At 67.4% G+C, this 15398-nt stretch carries 13 protein-coding genes and 3 pseudogenes; 8 read left to right on the top strand and 8 right to left on the bottom strand.

Annotation, left to right across the window (positions count from 1 at the left end):
* The 4 genes and pseudogenes from G3N99_RS20265 to G3N99_RS20280 all read right to left on the bottom strand — a co-directional run.
* A pseudogene (locus G3N99_RS20265) lies at positions 1-205 on the bottom strand (ABC transporter); the annotation flags it as partial.
* 38 nt (positions 206-243) lie between these two features.
* Entirely contained in the window at positions 244-1173 is a 930-nt protein-coding gene (locus G3N99_RS20270) for an MlaD family protein (protein ID WP_174937739.1), read from the bottom strand.
* Positions 1174-1191: 18 nt separating this feature from the next.
* Positions 1192-2100, bottom strand: coding sequence for an ABC transporter ATP-binding protein (locus G3N99_RS20275; protein ID WP_174937737.1), 909 nt, complete (start codon positions 2098-2100; stop codon positions 1192-1194).
* Positions 2097-3290, bottom strand: coding sequence for an ABC transporter permease (locus G3N99_RS20280; RefSeq protein ID WP_307873441.1), 1194 nt, complete (start codon positions 3288-3290; stop codon positions 2097-2099). The genes G3N99_RS20275 and G3N99_RS20280 overlap by 4 nt, the downstream gene beginning before the upstream one ends.
* Before the next feature lie 222 nt (positions 3291-3512).
* On the opposite strand from G3N99_RS20280, the gene G3N99_RS20285 reads away from it, so the two are divergent.
* The 3 genes and pseudogenes from G3N99_RS20285 to G3N99_RS20295 all read left to right on the top strand — a co-directional run bounded on the left by G3N99_RS20285 (position 3513) and on the right by G3N99_RS20295 (position 7088).
* Positions 3513-5582, top strand: a complete 2070-nt coding sequence (locus G3N99_RS20285; RefSeq protein WP_206123299.1) for a bifunctional 2',3'-cyclic-nucleotide 2'-phosphodiesterase/3'-nucleotidase — start codon at positions 3513-3515, stop codon at positions 5580-5582.
* Between the two features lie 35 nt (positions 5583-5617).
* A pseudogene (locus G3N99_RS20290) lies at positions 5618-6004 on the top strand (sigma factor-like helix-turn-helix DNA-binding protein); the annotation flags it as partial.
* 181 nt (positions 6005-6185) lie between these two features.
* Positions 6186-7088, top strand: coding sequence for a helix-hairpin-helix domain-containing protein (locus G3N99_RS20295; RefSeq protein WP_206123300.1), 903 nt, complete (start codon positions 6186-6188; stop codon positions 7086-7088).
* A gap of 1 nt (position 7089) precedes the next feature.
* On the opposite strand, the gene G3N99_RS20300 is transcribed toward G3N99_RS20295, so the two are convergent.
* Both G3N99_RS20300 and G3N99_RS20305 read right to left on the bottom strand, forming a co-directional pair.
* The gene (locus G3N99_RS20300) at positions 7090-7878 is read right to left on the bottom strand and encodes a hypothetical protein (RefSeq protein WP_206123301.1); all 789 of its coding nucleotides are present in this window, start codon (positions 7876-7878) and stop codon (positions 7090-7092) included.
* Positions 7879-7982: 104 nt separating this feature from the next.
* Positions 7983-8408 (bottom strand): helix-turn-helix domain-containing protein, encoded by a 426-nt coding sequence (locus G3N99_RS20305; RefSeq protein WP_174935768.1) that lies wholly within the window; start codon positions 8406-8408, stop codon positions 7983-7985.
* A gap of 140 nt (positions 8409-8548) precedes the next feature.
* Here G3N99_RS20305 and G3N99_RS20310 point away from each other — a divergent pair, with 140 nt between their 5' ends.
* Entirely contained in the window at positions 8549-9046 is a 498-nt protein-coding gene (locus G3N99_RS20310) for a DUF2938 domain-containing protein (protein ID WP_174946883.1), read from the top strand.
* A gap of 256 nt (positions 9047-9302) precedes the next feature.
* On the opposite strand, the gene G3N99_RS20315 is transcribed toward G3N99_RS20310, so the two are convergent.
* A complete protein-coding gene (locus G3N99_RS20315) occupies positions 9303-9743 on the bottom strand; it encodes a MarR family transcriptional regulator (protein WP_174935771.1) in 441 nt (146 codons plus the stop codon).
* 134 nt (positions 9744-9877) lie between these two features.
* Here G3N99_RS20315 and G3N99_RS20320 point away from each other — a divergent pair, with 134 nt between their 5' ends.
* Positions 9878-11407 carry a DHA2 family efflux MFS transporter permease subunit gene (locus G3N99_RS20320; RefSeq protein ID WP_011355507.1) on the top strand — a complete coding sequence of 510 codons (1530 nt, stop codon included), beginning with the start codon at positions 9878-9880 and terminating at the stop codon, positions 11405-11407.
* Positions 11408-11441: 34 nt separating this feature from the next.
* On the opposite strand, the gene G3N99_RS20325 is transcribed toward G3N99_RS20320, so the two are convergent.
* Positions 11442-12956 (bottom strand): acetyl-CoA hydrolase/transferase family protein, encoded by a 1515-nt coding sequence (locus tag G3N99_RS20325; RefSeq protein WP_089474649.1) that lies wholly within the window; start codon positions 12954-12956, stop codon positions 11442-11444.
* A gap of 653 nt (positions 12957-13609) precedes the next feature.
* Between G3N99_RS20325 and G3N99_RS20330 the strand changes: the two genes are divergently transcribed.
* From G3N99_RS20330 to G3N99_RS20340, 3 genes and pseudogenes are all read left to right on the top strand, one after another.
* Positions 13610-14290 carry a CDP-alcohol phosphatidyltransferase family protein gene (locus G3N99_RS20330; protein WP_174935775.1) on the top strand — a complete coding sequence of 227 codons (681 nt, stop codon included), beginning with the start codon at positions 13610-13612 and terminating at the stop codon, positions 14288-14290.
* Complete coding sequence (locus tag G3N99_RS20335) at positions 14287-15096, top strand: 2OG-Fe(II) oxygenase (protein ID WP_174946889.1); 810 nt, start codon at positions 14287-14289, stop codon at positions 15094-15096. Before G3N99_RS20330 ends, G3N99_RS20335 begins: the two co-directional genes overlap by 4 nt.
* Positions 15093-15398 (top strand): annotated as a pseudogene (locus tag G3N99_RS20340) (TIGR00374 family protein); the annotation flags it as partial. The gene G3N99_RS20335 and the pseudogene G3N99_RS20340, both read left to right, overlap by 4 nt.

Genomic DNA, 15398 nt, shown 5'->3' on the forward strand with positions numbered 1-15398 from the left:
TGTCGAGCGCGTCGGGCGCGGCGACGTCGAGCACCTTCAGCGCGGGGCCCGGGCCTGCGGTCACGACCGACGTGGCCGGCCCGAGGTCGTAGCGGACATTCGACAGCACCGCGCTGTTGCCGGCGCAGCCGGCCGCGAGCGACAGCGTCAGCACGGCAAGCGCGGCCGCGGCGGGACGCAGCGCGCGGTCAAGGATTCGTGGCATGGCGTGTTCCTGCATGATGTTTCCGGTTTCGATGGGTATCACTGCCCGGCCGTCGCACCCGGCCAGACGAAGCCCGGCTCGCCGGGGCCCGGCGCCGCGCCGGGCGAACCGAACAACAGACTGCGCGGATTGCGGCCAAGTTCACCGGCCACGTCCTTCAATTGCCGCGAGGCGTCGCCGACGCTGCCGGCGAGTGCGTTGAAGCGCGGCAGCGTGTCGTACTGCACGCGCGCGTTGAGCCCGTTCAGCGCGACGCCGATCTGCTCGGCGGCCGTACCGGCCTTGTTCAGGTTCGACACGAGCGGCCCGTTCGGCTGCAGCAGCGTGTTCGCCGACGCCATCGCGCGGTTCACCTCGTGCATCGTTTCCGGCAGCGCGGTCACTGCCGGGCCGAGCTGCTTGGTCAGCGTAGTCGCGCCGTCGGCCGCGTGCTGCAGGCTTTCGGCGGTCGCGCGCAACTGCTCGCGCATCTCGGGCGACATCAGCGCATTCGCACTCTTCGCGGCCAGCTCGAGCTGCCGCAGCAGCACGTCGCCGCGCTCCTGGATCTGGTCGAACAGGCTCGGCCGCATCGGGATCTGCGCGATCGCCTTCGTCGACGACGGCAGCGGCGCCAGGTCGCGGCCCGTGTCCTCGAGCTGCACGAACGCGATGCCCGTCACGCCCTGGAAGCCGAGGCTGCCGTAGGTCGACTGCGTGATCGGCGCGTCGTGGTCGACGAGGATCCGGATCCGGATCTGGCCCGGATGCGTGCGATCGAAGCCGATCGACTGCACCTTGCCGACGTCGAGGCCGCGAAAGCGCACGGCCGCGTCCGGGAACAGCCCCGTCACGTTGGTGCGCGCGAGCAGATCGTACGGCACGCGCACGGTGCGATCGACGTTGAACCAGAACACGGTGCCCGCGATCGCGAGCGTCAGCGCGATCGTGAACAGGCCGGCCCAGAACGCATGTGATTTGTTTTCCATTCGCGGATTCCTTCGTGCCTACAGCTCGACGCTCGACAGCGCCGGTTCGAGGGCCGCCTTCGGCAGCTTCGCGCGCCGCTCGGGCGGCAGCGCCTGCAATGCGCGGCGCCCGCGCAGCCCCAGGAAATATTCGTGGATGAACGGATGGTCGACGTTCGCGGCCTCCTCGACCGGCGCGGCCACCAGCACCTTGCGGTCGGCCAGCACCGCGACGCGCGTGGACAGCGCGACCATCGTGTCGAGATCGTGCGTCACCATCACGACGGTCAGCCCGAGCGTGCGGTGCAGCGTCGCGATCAGCTCGACGAATTCGTCCGACGCCTGCGGATCGAGGCCGGCCGTCGGCTCGTCGAGGAACAGCAGCTCAGGCTCGAGCGCGATCGCGCGCGCGATGCCGACCCGCTTGACCATCCCGCCCGACAGCGCGGCCGGCATCTTCGACGCGTGCTTGCACGGCAGCCCGACCATCTCGAGCTTCAGCATCACGATATCGTGCAGCAGATCCGGCGGCACGCGGCCGAGCTCGCGCAGCGGCTGTGCGACGTTGTCGAACACCGTCATCGACGAGAACAGCGCGCCCTGCTGGAACAGCATCCCGGAGCGCGTGCGCATCATCCGCGCGCTCGCGTCGTCGATCGTCGCCGTGTCCTCGCCGAACACCTTGATCGTGCCCGACGTCGGCCGCTCGAGGCCGAGGATCTGCCGCACGAGCGTGGTCTTGCCGGAGCCCGAGCCGCCGACGATCGACACGATCTCGCCGCGCCGCACGTCGAAGTCGAGCTTCTGGTGAATGATGTTGCGCCCGTAGCGCTTGGTCAGGTTGCGCACCTCGATCACGAGGTCGTCGGCATCGGCCGCCGCCCCGGTACCGACCGACCCGGCGCCGATGGCCGTGGCATGCGCGGTCGTTTCGTTCGATGCGTTCATCCGAGCCCCACGTTCTGGAACAGGATCGCGAACACCGCGTCGGCGAGGATCACGACCGTGATCGACGACACGACCGACGTGGTCGTGCCTTCGCCGAGGCTCTGCGAGTTTGCCTTGATCCGGAAACCGAAATGGCAGGCGACCAGCGCGATCAGCATGCCGAACACGACGCCCTTGCCGACGCCGATGTACAGGTTCGCGATCGGCACGACGCCCGGCAGCGAGCGCACGAAATAATTGACGTCGATGCCGAGCACGAGCTTCGCGGCGAGCGCGCCGCCCGTCAGCGCGACGATGTTGGTCCACATCACGAGCAGCGGCATCGCGACGCCGAGTGCGAGCACGCGCGGCAGGATCAGCCGCAGCCCGTGCGGGATGCCCATCACGCGCATCGCGTCGAGCTCCTCGGTCACGCGCATCACGCCGATCTGCGCGGTGATCGCCGAGCCCGAGCGGCCCGCGACGAGAATCGCCGACAGCACCGGGCCGAGCTCGCGGATCACCGACAGTCCGAGGATGTTCACGATGTAGCGGTTCGCGCCGAACATCTGCAGTTGCTGCGCGGACAGGTAGCTGAGCACGATGCCGATCAGGAACGCGACGAGCGCGGTGATCGGCAGCGCCTGCGCGCCGGCGCTGTAGATGTTCGCCGAGGTTTCCTTCCACGGCATCGTCTTCGGGCGGCGCAGCACCGACAGCGCATCGAGGATCACGAGGCCGAACATCGCGATGCCGCCCTGCAGGTGTTCGCCGAACCCGAAGATCGCCTGGCCGAGCCGCGTGACGGGATCGTAGCGCACCACGCGCTCGGGCGCCTCGCGCTCGCTGTCGAGCCGCTCGATGCGCTCGAAGATCGTGCGCTGCGTGGCGCTCAGCGCGACGCCGGCCGGCAGCTTGCGGCCCCACACGCGCCACAGCGCCTGGCCGCCGACGTGATCGAGCCGCTCGATGCCCGACAGATCCCATTCGCTCACGCGCCCGGACGCGATGCTCGCGACCCGACGCGCCACCGCGCCGCGATTGCGTGCAAGCGCGAGCGCGGTCCACTGGCCGTACAGGCGCACCGTCTGGCCCTGGCCGCCGGCGTCGACCGACAGGCCGGGAGGAGTCTCGAAGTCCAAGGGCAGGTTGTTTGCAAAAAGGTGACAGCGGCCATTGTAGCGAACCGCCCGGCGGCGCGACGTGAGGATTTCCGTGGGGGCGCCGGGCCGGGGCGCCTGGCCGAGTCGCCCGCCCCGCGGTGCGCGTGAGCGTCGTCGCCCCCTGCCCGTTGCCGTCTTCACGACCTTTCATTCTTCCGTCACGTTTCCTTTCGATACTCTCACGCGCCGCACATCAGGCCGTCGGCGCCCCGCGCCGCCAATCGTTGCGACTCTCGCATTTCAAAAACAGAACACCGAACAGGACAACCGATGCGTCTCCCCCTGCTTTCCCGCCGCCGCGTGCCGGCCATCGCCGCGCTCGCCAGCCTCGCCTTCATCCTCGCCGCCTGTGGCGGCGACGACGTCACCTCGCCGCCGGTGACGCCGCCGGCAGCCCAGGCGCCTGTCGGCACGACGGCCACGCTCGCCCTGCTCGAGACGACCGACCTGCACACCAACGTGCTGTCGTATGACTATTTCAAGCTCGCCGCCGACAATTCGCTCGGCTTCGAGCGCGTGTCGACGCTGATTGCGCAAGCGCGCAAGCAGTATCCGAACACGCTGCTGCTCGACAACGGCGACACGATCCAGGGCACCGCGCTGTCGGACTACCAGGCGCTCGTGAAGCCGGTCGGCTGCGACCAGACGCTCGCGATCTACAAGGTGATGAACGCCGCGAAATTCGACGGCGGCGGGATCGGCAACCACGAATTCAACTACGGGCTGCCGTACCTGTCGCAGGTGACCGGCAACACGTTCGAGGTCGACGGCCTGCCGGCGCCGGCCCAGCAGAAGAAGTGCGCGGGCCCGAACTTCCCGCAGGTGCTCGCGAACGTGATCAGCGCGAAGACCAACGCGCCGCTGTTCACGCCGTACACGATCCTGACCCGCACCGTGACCGCGACGACGCCGGACGGCAAGACGGTCAGCGCGCCCGTGAAGATCGGCATCATCGGCTTTACGCCGCCCGCGATCATGAACTGGGACAAGCGCTGGCTCGATGGCAAGGTCTACACGACCGGCCTGAAGGAAGCCGCCGAGAAGTACGTTCCGGAGATGCGCGCGAAGGGCGCCGATCTCGTCGTCGCGATCTCGCACGGCGGCCTCGACAATTCCGCGTATTCGCCGACGATGGAGAACGGCAGCTGGTGGCTGTCGAAGGTGACCGGCATCGATGCGATGCTGATCGGCCACTCGCACCAGGTGTTCCCGGACGCGAACAGCACCGTGTCGCAGTTCAACCTGCCGGGCGTCGACAAGGTCAAGGGCACCGTCAACGGCGTGCCGACCGTGATGGCCAACTACTGGGGCAAGCACCTCGGCGTGATCAAGCTCGGCCTGAAGTTCGACGGCAAGACGTGGAGCGTCGACAAGTCGCAGACGACCGTCGAGGCGCGGCCGATCCAGAACGCCGACAAGAGCTACGTCGCGGCCGATCCGTCCGTGTCCGCCGCGATCGCCGCCGAGCACCAGGCGACGATCGACTACGTGAAGACGCCGATCGGCTCGACCGACTACCGGATGAACTCGTACTTCGCCGATGTCGGCGATCCGGGTGCGATCCAGATCGTCAACGAGGCGCAGGCCGACTACGTGAAGACCTACGTGCAGGCGAACCTGCCGCAATACGCGTCGCTGCCGGTACTGTCGGTCAGCGCGCCGTTCAAGAGCGGCTTCGGCGGCGGCACCGACTACACCGACGTTGCACCGGGCGCGCTCGCGATCAACAACGCGGCCGACCTGTACCTGTACCCGAACACCGTGTACGCGGTGAAGGTGAGCGGCGCCGACGTGAAGAACTGGCTCGAAACCGCTGCCAAGCGCTTCAACCGGATCGACCCGACCAAGGCGACCGTGCAGCCGCTCGTCAGCACGTTCCCCGGCTACAACTTCGACATGTTCACGTCGGCCGATCTCGCATATGAAATCGACATCACGCAGGCAGTCGGCAGCCGGATCAAGAACCTGACGTACAAGGGTGCGCCGATCGACCCGAACGCGCAGTTCATCGTCGCGACCAACAACTACCGCGCGAGCGGCGGCGGCAACTTCCCGGGCCTCGACGGCAGCAAGACGATCTTCGCGTCGCCCGATGCGAACCGCGACGTGCTGATCGCGTTCGTGAAGCAGCGCGGCAAGATCACGCGCACGGCCGACGGCGCGCAGCGCAGCTGGCGCTTCACGAAGCTCGCGAGCTCGGTTGCGCACGTGCAGTTCGCGTCCGCGCCGAACCGCCTCGGCGACGCGGCGGCGGCCGGCCTGACCGGCATCACGCAGGTCGTGGCCGACGACGGTTCGGGCAAGAACCTCGCCACCTACGAAATCGACCTCACCCAATGAGGCCCGCGATGCAACCGATCCGGACGATGCGGCCGGCCGAAACCGGCCTCGCCGAGGACAAGCTGCGCGCGGTGCTCGCGCTGCCTGCCGAGCCCGTGTCGCTCGACGCGCCGCTGCCCGACGCGGACACCGGCCTCGTGGAACTGATCGAGGACCAGGCATCGGCCAGCCCGTTCGAGCAACTGGCCGACACACGCATGCGCGAGTGCGTGAGGTCGCTGCTCCGGTCGGTCACGCCGGCCGAGGCCGACGTGCTGCGCCGCCGGTTCGGCCTCGGCGGCACCGAGCCCGATACCTATGACGCGATCGCACAGGACGCGGGCATGTCGCGCGAACGCGTGCGGCAGATCGAGAAACGGGCGCTCGCCGCCTTGCGCACGGCCGCCGAAGCCGAGAACGCGCAGTCGTTCCTCGACGCGTGATCGCGTCACGCGACGCACGGTCGTGCCACCTTCCGGTACGACCGTGCGCTTCGAACCTGTGCTACGTTTGCCATTGACGTGCGTCAAGTTTTCTTCATCGCGTGTCGCGACAATGATGAAAAGCCGACCGGCGCATCGTTCGCCGTGTCCATTCCGTTTGTGCTTCCCCGGGTCCCTCGCCATGCAGACGACCGCCAGCCAAACGTACGAGGAAAACCGGCATATCGCGACCTGCCTGCGCGAGGCGGCGCAGCGGCTGGCTGACCAGGGCGCGAATCCGTACCGGGTCGCCGCGTATCGCGCGTCGGCCGAGACGGTCGATGCGCTCGACCTCGACATCCGCGTGCTGTTCGAGTCCGGCGGCGTCGATGCGCTCGGGATGCTGCCCGAGATCGGCACGGGTGTCGCCCAGGCGATTGCCGAACTGCTGGTGACGGGGCGCTGGCGCCAGCTCGACCGGCTGTGCGGCGACGCCGAACGCACCTCCGCGTTCGAAGCGGTGCCGGGCATCGGCCACGCACTCGCGCTGCGCATTCACGACCTGCTGCACATCGATACGCTCGAGGAGCTTGAACGCGCAGCCCGCAACGGCCAGCTCGAGACGATCTCGGGCGTCGGCCCGCGGCGCGCGGCCGGCATCCGCACCGCGCTCGACAACGTGCTGAGCCGCCGCCGGCGCTGGCAGGGCCACGTGCAGGACGCCGGCCCCGGCACGGAGCCGCCCGTCGAACTGCTGCTCTACATCGACCGCCTGTACCGCAGCAAGGCCGCCGCCGGCGTGTTGCCGACGCCTGGCGTTGTGCAACGCGTCACCGCGCATCGGCGCCCGAATGCGGACGGCTACGTGCCGCTGCCCGTGATGCACATGACCAAGGGTGGCTGGCATTTCACCGCGCTGTGCCTGCATGCCGCGATGCGCACGCCGGAGGCGTCCCGACCGACCGACTGGGTGTCGCTTTATTTCTACGACGCCCTGCAATGCGAGCACCAGCGCACCGTCTTCACCGAAACGTACGGCTCGCTCGTCGGCAAGCGCATCGTGCGCGGGCGCGAGCAGGAATGTCGCGTGTATTACGCGGGGTGAATCAGTCGTCGCCGGTTTCGTCGACGTCGAACGCCACGCCGAGCACCGACGCGATCTCGCGACATGCATGGATGAGCGTGCGTGTGCGGCGGCCAGAATAGTCCGCCGCAAGATAGAACCAGTTCGAATGCGGCCCGCAATCGCCTTTACTGTTCCGTTTCGGTACGTCGAACCAGAACTTCACCATGTAGCCACCCTTCCAGCGAACCGGAATTACCTGCGTGAGCTGCATTCTCGTGATTGCACCGTGGCGGAACCGGATGGTGTCGTTACCGACGCGGAACCCCGACCACGCGCCGTCGTTCGACACGAACACGGTCAGCATTTCGTCCGGCAGCGCGACGGTCGGGCCGTCTTCCGGGGCCAGCTCGGCCGCCGACACCATCGCCGCCCCCGAACCGTCACGCCCCGTCTCGACATCCACGTACGCTTCGATCGTCTGCTTCGCCTTGTCGTAGAAACTGCGCGTGACTTCGGAGCGCACGGCGTCGGCAATCAGCACCAGCTGTTTGAATCGTGCCTGCTCGCCGTATCGAAACGGCACATCGGGTAGATCGTCGGGCTCGTCAGCCGGTTCGTCCTCCAGACTGTCGGTCTGTGCAGGCGGTGCGGTCATGACAGACGGTTCAACGCCCCCGCGCCGCCGTGTCACCCAATCGATCCCCAACGCCAGCAGCACTTGCGGCGTCACCATCACGACGGCCACCGTCGCGAGCCCCGCGAGCATCCCGTAATGCGGCGCGACCCTCGATGCCGCAAATGCGGCAGGAAACACAAGCAAAATCCACACGCTGCAACCCCGTTGTTCCTGTTTGCGATGTCTGGCACCGCATGCCTCGGCGCACCACCCTGCCATCGGGCAGCCACGCCAGCCCGCCGATGCACGCTCGCCGCCTACGCGCCTTCCGTCTTCGTGCGGCGCGCCGGATGGCGATGCGCGGCGATGCGCAGCAGTTTCTGGAACGACGGGCATTCCAGATGGTTCGCTGCCGGGCACACGGCCGCATGCCGCAACGCATCGCGCACGGCGCCGAGACGGCGGATCGTACGGTCGAGTTCGTCGGCCTTGCCGTCGAGCTTCGCGCGATCGATCGCAGGCAGGCCGTCCGTGCCGACCATCGCGAGGATGTCGTCGAGCGAAAAGCCTGCCTCTCGGCCCAGTGCGATCAGCGCCAGGCGCTCCAGCACCGACTCGTCGTATTGCCGCCGCAACCCGTGGCGACCGGTCGGGACGATCAGCCCCTTTTCCTCGTAGTAGCGCAGCGTCGACGCGGGCAATCCCGAGCGTCGCGCCACATCTGCAATGTCCAGCCGGCTCATGCTTGACCTCAAGTGAACTTGAAGTTGCAAGATAGTCGCTCGACTCCATGAAGACAAGCCCGGACTGCCATGAAACCGCTGAAACCACGCTGTATGCCGCTGCACCGCGCAGCCCTTTCCCTTCTCCGCGGAGGGTCGCGATGAGCGCGCCCGACGTCCTGCTCAACCTGTTGCTGATCGGCGCGGGCGCCACGCTTGTGATGGATCTGTGGACGCTGTTCCGGCGGCGCGCATTCGGCATTCCGTCGCTCGACTATGCGCTGGTCGGCCGCTGGATCGGTCACATGATGCAAGGCCGCTTCCGGCATGTGTCGATCGGCGCCGCGGCGCCCGTGCCGGGCGAACGCACGCTCGGCTGGATTGCGCATTACGCGATCGGCATCGCGTTCGCGGCACTGCCCGTCGCGATCGCGGGCACGGAATGGATCGGCACGCCGACTCCGCTCCCCGCGCTCGTCGCCGGTCTCGCCAGCGTGGTCGCACCGTTCTTCGTGATGCAGCCCGCGTTCGGCTTCGGCATCGCCGCATCACGCACGCCGCACCCGGGCGTCGCACGCCGGCGCAGTCTCATCACGCATCTGTCCTACGGTGTGGGGCTTTATCTGGCGGCGTTCACGCTCGCGGCGCTGGCCCGTTGAGCACATCGACTCGCCGAGATCGCAACAGGTAGCGTCGACTCAACCGAGCCGACGTCGACGCGCACGCACGCGCTTCGTCGAGCGTGACGGGCGCGTCGTCCGGTGCCCGCCGGACGAAGGCCGCGCCGGGCATCGGCACCGGCGCAACGGCAATGACAACGCCGCCTGCCGGCATGCGGGCAAACGCGGCGGGCTTGCGCGCTGCCACCCGGTGTTTTCAAGTCGTTCATCCGGCCCGCCCATGTGGCGGCCCGCATCACTCTCCGCCGCAGTCGATCAGGTTGTGGCGCACGCGCCCGAGCAGCCGCACCAGCGTATCGCGTTCGTCGGGCGTGAAGCCGCGCAGCCCGTCGTCGGCGACCGTGTCACCCACTTCGAGCATCTGCGGAAAGATCTCGCGCGACTTGTCGGTCAGCCGGATCACGAATGCGCGGCGATCGTCGTCATTCGTGATGCGCTCGATCCAGCCATAGCTTTCCATCCGGTCGAGCAGCCGCGTGAGCGAGATCGGTGTGATCTCGAGCCATTCGGCGAGCCGCGCCTGATTCATCTCGCCCTTCCACGTCAGGTACGCGAGCACGCGGCTTTGCGCCCGTGTCAGCCCGATGCGCTTCGCACGCCGGTCGAACAGGCGTCCGTTCAGGCGGGCGACGTCGGCGATCAGATAGCCGATCCGGTTCTCGTAAGTCTTGTCCATCCGCGAATTATAGGGTCAAGCCTGAAACGGCCTCGGCTCGCGGCGTGGCGATAAGCGGATATATAATAAGCGTGCTTATAATTTCAGCCATTCCGGATCGCCGCCCACGGCGACCGCCCCGTGGAGACACCCGCTTGAACCCCGCCGCCGACGCCCCCGCCTCGCCCGCACTGAACCGGCCGATGCTGACCCTGTCGATCATGCTCGCCACGCTGATCCAGACCCTCGACAGCACGATCGCGAACGTCGCACTACCGCACATGCAGGGCACGCTGTCCGCGTCGCAGGACGAGATCACGTGGGTGCTGACCTCCTATATCGTCGCCGCGGCGATCGCGACCCCGCTCACCGGCTGGTTGTCCGACCGGCTCAGCGTGAAACGGCTGCTGATCGTGTCGATCACGGGCTTCACGGTCGCGTCGGCGCTGTGCGGGCTGTCCGAGACACTCGTGCAGATCGTCGGCGCCCGCCTGCTGCAGGGCGTGTTCGGCGCCGCGCTGGTGCCGCTGTCGCAGTCGATCCTGCTCGACATCAATCCGCGCGAGAAACAAGGCCAGGCGATGGCGATCTGGGGGATGGGCGTGATGGTCGGCCCGATCCTCGGCCCGACGCTCGGCGGCTGGCTCACCGACAGCTACAACTGGCGCTGGGTGTTCTTCATCAACGTGCCGATCGGCGCGTTCGCGCTCGCCGGCGTGATGACCTTCCTGCCCGCGCGCGCGCCGCGCCCGCACGTGAAGTTCGACGCGTTCGGCTTCGCGACGCTGGCGCTCGCGATCGGCGCGTTTCAGGCGATGCTCGACCGCGGCGAACAGCTCGACTGGTTCGGCTCGTACGAGATCCGCATCGAGGCGATCGTCGCGGCACTCAGCTTCGCGTTCTTCCTCGTGCATACGGCGACCGTCGGCAAGGCGTCGTTCTTCAAGTCGGAACTGCTGCGCGACCCGAACTTCGCCACCGGTACGCTGTTCATCTTCGTGGTCGGCGCGGTGCTGTATGCGACGCGCGCGCTGCTGCCGCCGATGCTGCAGAACCTGATGGGCTACCCGGTCGCGACGACGGGCCTCGTCACCGCGCCAAGCGGCGCCGGCACGATGATCGCGATGCTGTTCGTCGGCAGGCTGCTGAAATACGTGGATGCGCGAATGCTGCTGCTCGCGGGGCTGTCGATTTCCGCGCTCGCGCTATGGCAGATGATGCAGTACACGGTCGTGCTGTCCGAAGCGGACATCGTGTGGCCCGGCGTGGTGCAGGGCTTCGGGCTGGGGCTCGTGTTCGTGCCGCTGAGCGCGCTGTCGTTCTCGACGCTGCCGCCCGACCTGCGTGCGGACGGCACGGCCACCTACAGCCTGATGCGCAACATCGGCAGCAGTATCGGCATCTCGATCGTGCAGACGCTGATGACGCGCAACACGCAGGTCGCGCACGCCGACCTCGCGACCCACATCACGCCGTTCAACCCGGCCGTGCAGGCGATCGCCGGCAGCCGCCTCGACATCGCGCTGCTCGACCGCACGATCAACCAGCAGGCGTCGATGATCGCGTACCTGAACGACTTCAAGCTGATGTTCGTCGCGACGCTGCTGATGATTCCGCTGTTGCTGCTGATCCGCCCGCCGCAGAAAGCGGCGAGCGTGGATATCGCGCACGCGGCGATGGATTGACGGGCGCACGCGGCGCGCGCCCGCTTCGCCCGCGTCAGGCCTTCATCGTGCCCGTGCGCACGTAGCGCTCGTGCCACGACAGCGCCTCGGCGAGCAGGTGCGGCGTGTGCTTGCCGAAGCTGTCGCGCGACGCGCGCTCGAAGTAATCCTCGAGCATCGGCCGGTAGTCGGGATGCGCGCAGGTCGCGATGACCTTGCGTGCACGCTGCTTCGGCGACAGGCCGCGCAGGTCGGCAAGGCCCTGCTCGGTGACGACCACCGCGACATCGTGCTCGGTATGGTCGACGTGGCTCGCCATCGGCACGATCCGCGAGATCGCACCGCCCTTCGCGGTACTCGCCGACATGAAGCACGACAGGTAGCCGTTGCGCGCGAAGTCGCCCGAGCCGCCGATGCCGTTCTGGATCTTCGTGCCCATCACGTGCGTCGAGTTCACGTTGCCGTAGATGTCGGCCTCGATCATCCCGTTCATCGCGATGCAGCCGAGCCGGCGCACGAGCTCCGGATGGTTGCTGATCTCCTGCGGGCGCAGCACGATCTTTTCGCGGAACGTCGCGATTTCGTCGGCGAAGCGCTGCACGGCGGCCGGGCTCAGCGACAGCGCGGTGGCCGACGCGAAGCTCAACGTGCCGTCCTGCAGCAGGTCGAGCATGCCGTCCTGGATCACTTCGGTGTACGCGGTCAGGTTCGAGAAGCCGGCCGAGCTAAGCTCCGCGAGCACCGCGTTCGTGATGTTGCCGACGCCCGACTGAAGCGGCAGCAGGTTTTCCGGCAGGCGGCCGCGCTTCACTTCATGGCGCAGGAAGTCGATCAGTTGCAGCGCGATCTGCTTCGACGTCGCGTCCGGCGCGGAGAACGCATTGCTGCGATCCGGCGCGTCGGTCTCGACGATCGCGACGATCTTGTCGGCCGGGCAGCGCAGGTACGGCTCGCCGATCCGGTCGTCGCTCTTCGTCAGCGGAATCGGCTTGCGGTGCGGCGGCAGCGCGGTGCCGTAATAGACGTCGTGCATCCCGTCGAGGCCGAGCGGCTGGCGCGAGTTGACCTCGAGGATCACGTGCTTCGCGCGTTCGAGCCAGGTCTTGTTGTTGCCGATCGACGCGGACGGAATCAGCAGCCCGTCCTCGCGGATGCCCGCGACTTCGACGATCGCGACATCGAGATCGCCATACAGCCCGAACCATGCGTACTGCGCGACGTGGCTCAGGTGGACGTCCTGGTAGTCGACTTCGCCGCCGTTGATCTTGTCGCGCAACGTCGGGTCGGACTGGTACGGCAGGCGCATCGAGATGCCGTTGGTGCGGGCGAGCGCGCCGTCGAGTTCCGGCGCGGTCGATGCGCCCGTCAGCACGTTGATCCGGAAGTCCTCGCCGCGCGTGTGCGCCGCGTCGATGTGGGCGGCAAGCGCGGCCGGTACGGCCTTCGGATAGCCCGAGCCGGTGAAGCCGCTCATGGCGACGGTCATGCCGGGACGGATCAGCGCGGCGGCTTCGTCGGCGGTGCGGACGAGCGAACGCAGGGCGGGAGCGAGGATGCGTGATGAAGACATGGCTGGTTTCTGACGCTTTGGTCTGTCGTTGACGTCGCGGGGGGTGTCTCCGGAGCGACATGAAGCCCTTGGGGCCGCGAGGGGCGGCCGGCACCACAGGCACGGTCGGAGTATCGCAGAGGCCATTGCCGCGAAATGTCCGCTAAATGAAAAAGATCCTTGCCGGATTTGCCGGGTATCGAACGACCGTTCTGTGACAGGCGCTCCGTTTGAAGCGGATGCACGCGAAAGGTGCACGAAAGCCTTGAACCGAAAAACCGGCCGGCGATCGCCAACCCGCGCGCATCAATCGACGGATTTCAACTGGAATTTATTGCCTGTTGATCGGCAATTCCCGACACCCGTCCGGCGCGGCCAATTGTCACCCGATGCGGCTTGTCCCGACCTGACACACGTCAAGCTCGCACGCGCCGCGCGACGCTCGCCGGAAAGTGCGAAAAGCACCACCACACCGGCCTGTGAGGCCCGTCCGTCCTTGACAGCGGCGCGACGCGAACCACACTGAAATACGGATCCCGCCGCCCCGCTCGGCCGCCCTTTCGCGCATGCGCTTTTTGGCCGGCCGATCGCTGCAAGACGCGGTAACACTCCCTCATGTCAGGACATTGATCGAATAAAAAGCAACAAATTACAATTCCGTATATATTTCGCCGATGGACCAAAGAAAAACCGCCACACGTTCCGAACCGCCCCTGCCACGCACCTGGGATGCGCGGCTCGCGCGCTCGCTTGTCCGACCGCTCGTCGACACGCCCGTCACCCCGAATCACCTCACTACCGTTCGTCTGCTGATCGGCCTCGCCGGCGCCTGGTGCCTCGCGCACGGCGGCTTCGGCTGGAGCAATGCAGGCGCGTTCCTGATCGTGCTGTCGAACTTCGTCGACCACACCGATGGCGAGCTCGCGCGCATCAGCGGCAAATCCAGCAAGATCGGTCATTTTTACGACCTCGCGGCCGACGCGCTCGTCACGGTCGCGCTGTTCGTCAGCATGGGCGTCGGCATCGTCGCCCAGGGCGGCCAGATGGCCGCGTCGCCGGTGCTGCTCGGCGCGGTGGCCGGCGCCGCCGTGGCGCTGATCTTCTTCCTGCGCATGCGGATCGAATCGTTCGCCGGCAAGGCCGGCACCAAGCAGGCATTCGCCGGCGGCTTCGAAACCGAAGACGTGCTCTACCTGCTGCCGCTCGTGACGCTGTTCGACGGCGTCGAGCCGTTCCTGCTCGCGGCGTCGATCGGCGCCCCGCTGTTCGCCGCGTGGGTCGTGTTCGACTGGTGGCGCATCGTCCGGCGCGGCCATGTTTCGCAGAATTCAACTGAAATCCAGGCTTCCAAATGACTCCTAGCACGCGCGACGACTCCGTGCTGAGCCCGGCACGCCCCGCGCCCGTGCGCGCGGCCGCAGCCGACCCCGATCGCACCGTGGCCGACTCCGTCGGCACGCTCGACCTCGACCGCCTGCGCGGCGACTACACGCGCCAGGGCTCGTTCCTGTACCTCGACGCCTTCCTGCCGGCCGACGCACATGCGAAGCTGGCCGACGCCGCGCGCGCGATGCAGGCCGGCCTGAACCGCAATTACCTGCCCGGCCACAAGCAGGGCGGCAGCGTGAGCCGTCATGCGATCGACGAGCAGGCGCCGTACATCGCCGAACTGTATCGCTCGAAGGCTCTCATCTCCTTCCTCGAGAAGGTCACGGGCGACAAGCTGATGCTGTCGCCGGACGACGATCCGCACGCATACGCGCTGTATTACTACACGAAGCCCGGCGACCACATCGGCTGGCACTACGACACGTCGTACTACGACGGCCGCCGCTACACGCTGCTGATCGGCGTGATCGACGAATCGTCGTGCCGGCTCGACTACGAGCTGCACACGCGCAATCCGGACGTGGCCGACGAACCGGGCTCCGTCCAGATCGCCGACGGCGGCATCGTGCTGTTCGACGGCGACAAGCTGCGCCACCGCATCACGCCGCTCGGCCAGAACGAGATGCGCGTGTCGCTCACCTTCGAATACGTGACGAACCCCGGCATGCGGCCGTGGAAGCGCTTCATCTCGAACATGAAGGACGCGATCGCGTATTTCGGTTTCCGCCAGGTGTTCAAGCAACTGGCCACGCGACGCACGACCGGGTCATGACACGCGCCGGCCTCATCCTGCTGTCCCTCGGGACCGCACTCTTCGTTGCACTCCTTGCCTGGCAGGGCGTCGGCGCGGTCGCGTCCACGTTCCTCGCGGCCGGCTGGGGGCTCGCGCTCGTCGCGGCGTTCCACGTCGTGCCGCTCGTGATCGACGCGGTGGCGATCTCCGTGATGTTCCGTCCCGGCCAGCCGGGCGCCGAGCTCGGCAACGCGCTGCGCGCGCGCTGGGTCGGCGAATCGGTGAACAGCCTGCTGCCCGCCGGGCAGATCGGCGGCCCCGTGCTGATGGTGCGCCACCTC

The organism is Burkholderia sp. Ac-20392 (assembly GCF_017104585.1).
Lineage (GTDB): Bacteria > Pseudomonadota > Gammaproteobacteria > Burkholderiales > Burkholderiaceae > Burkholderia > Burkholderia lata.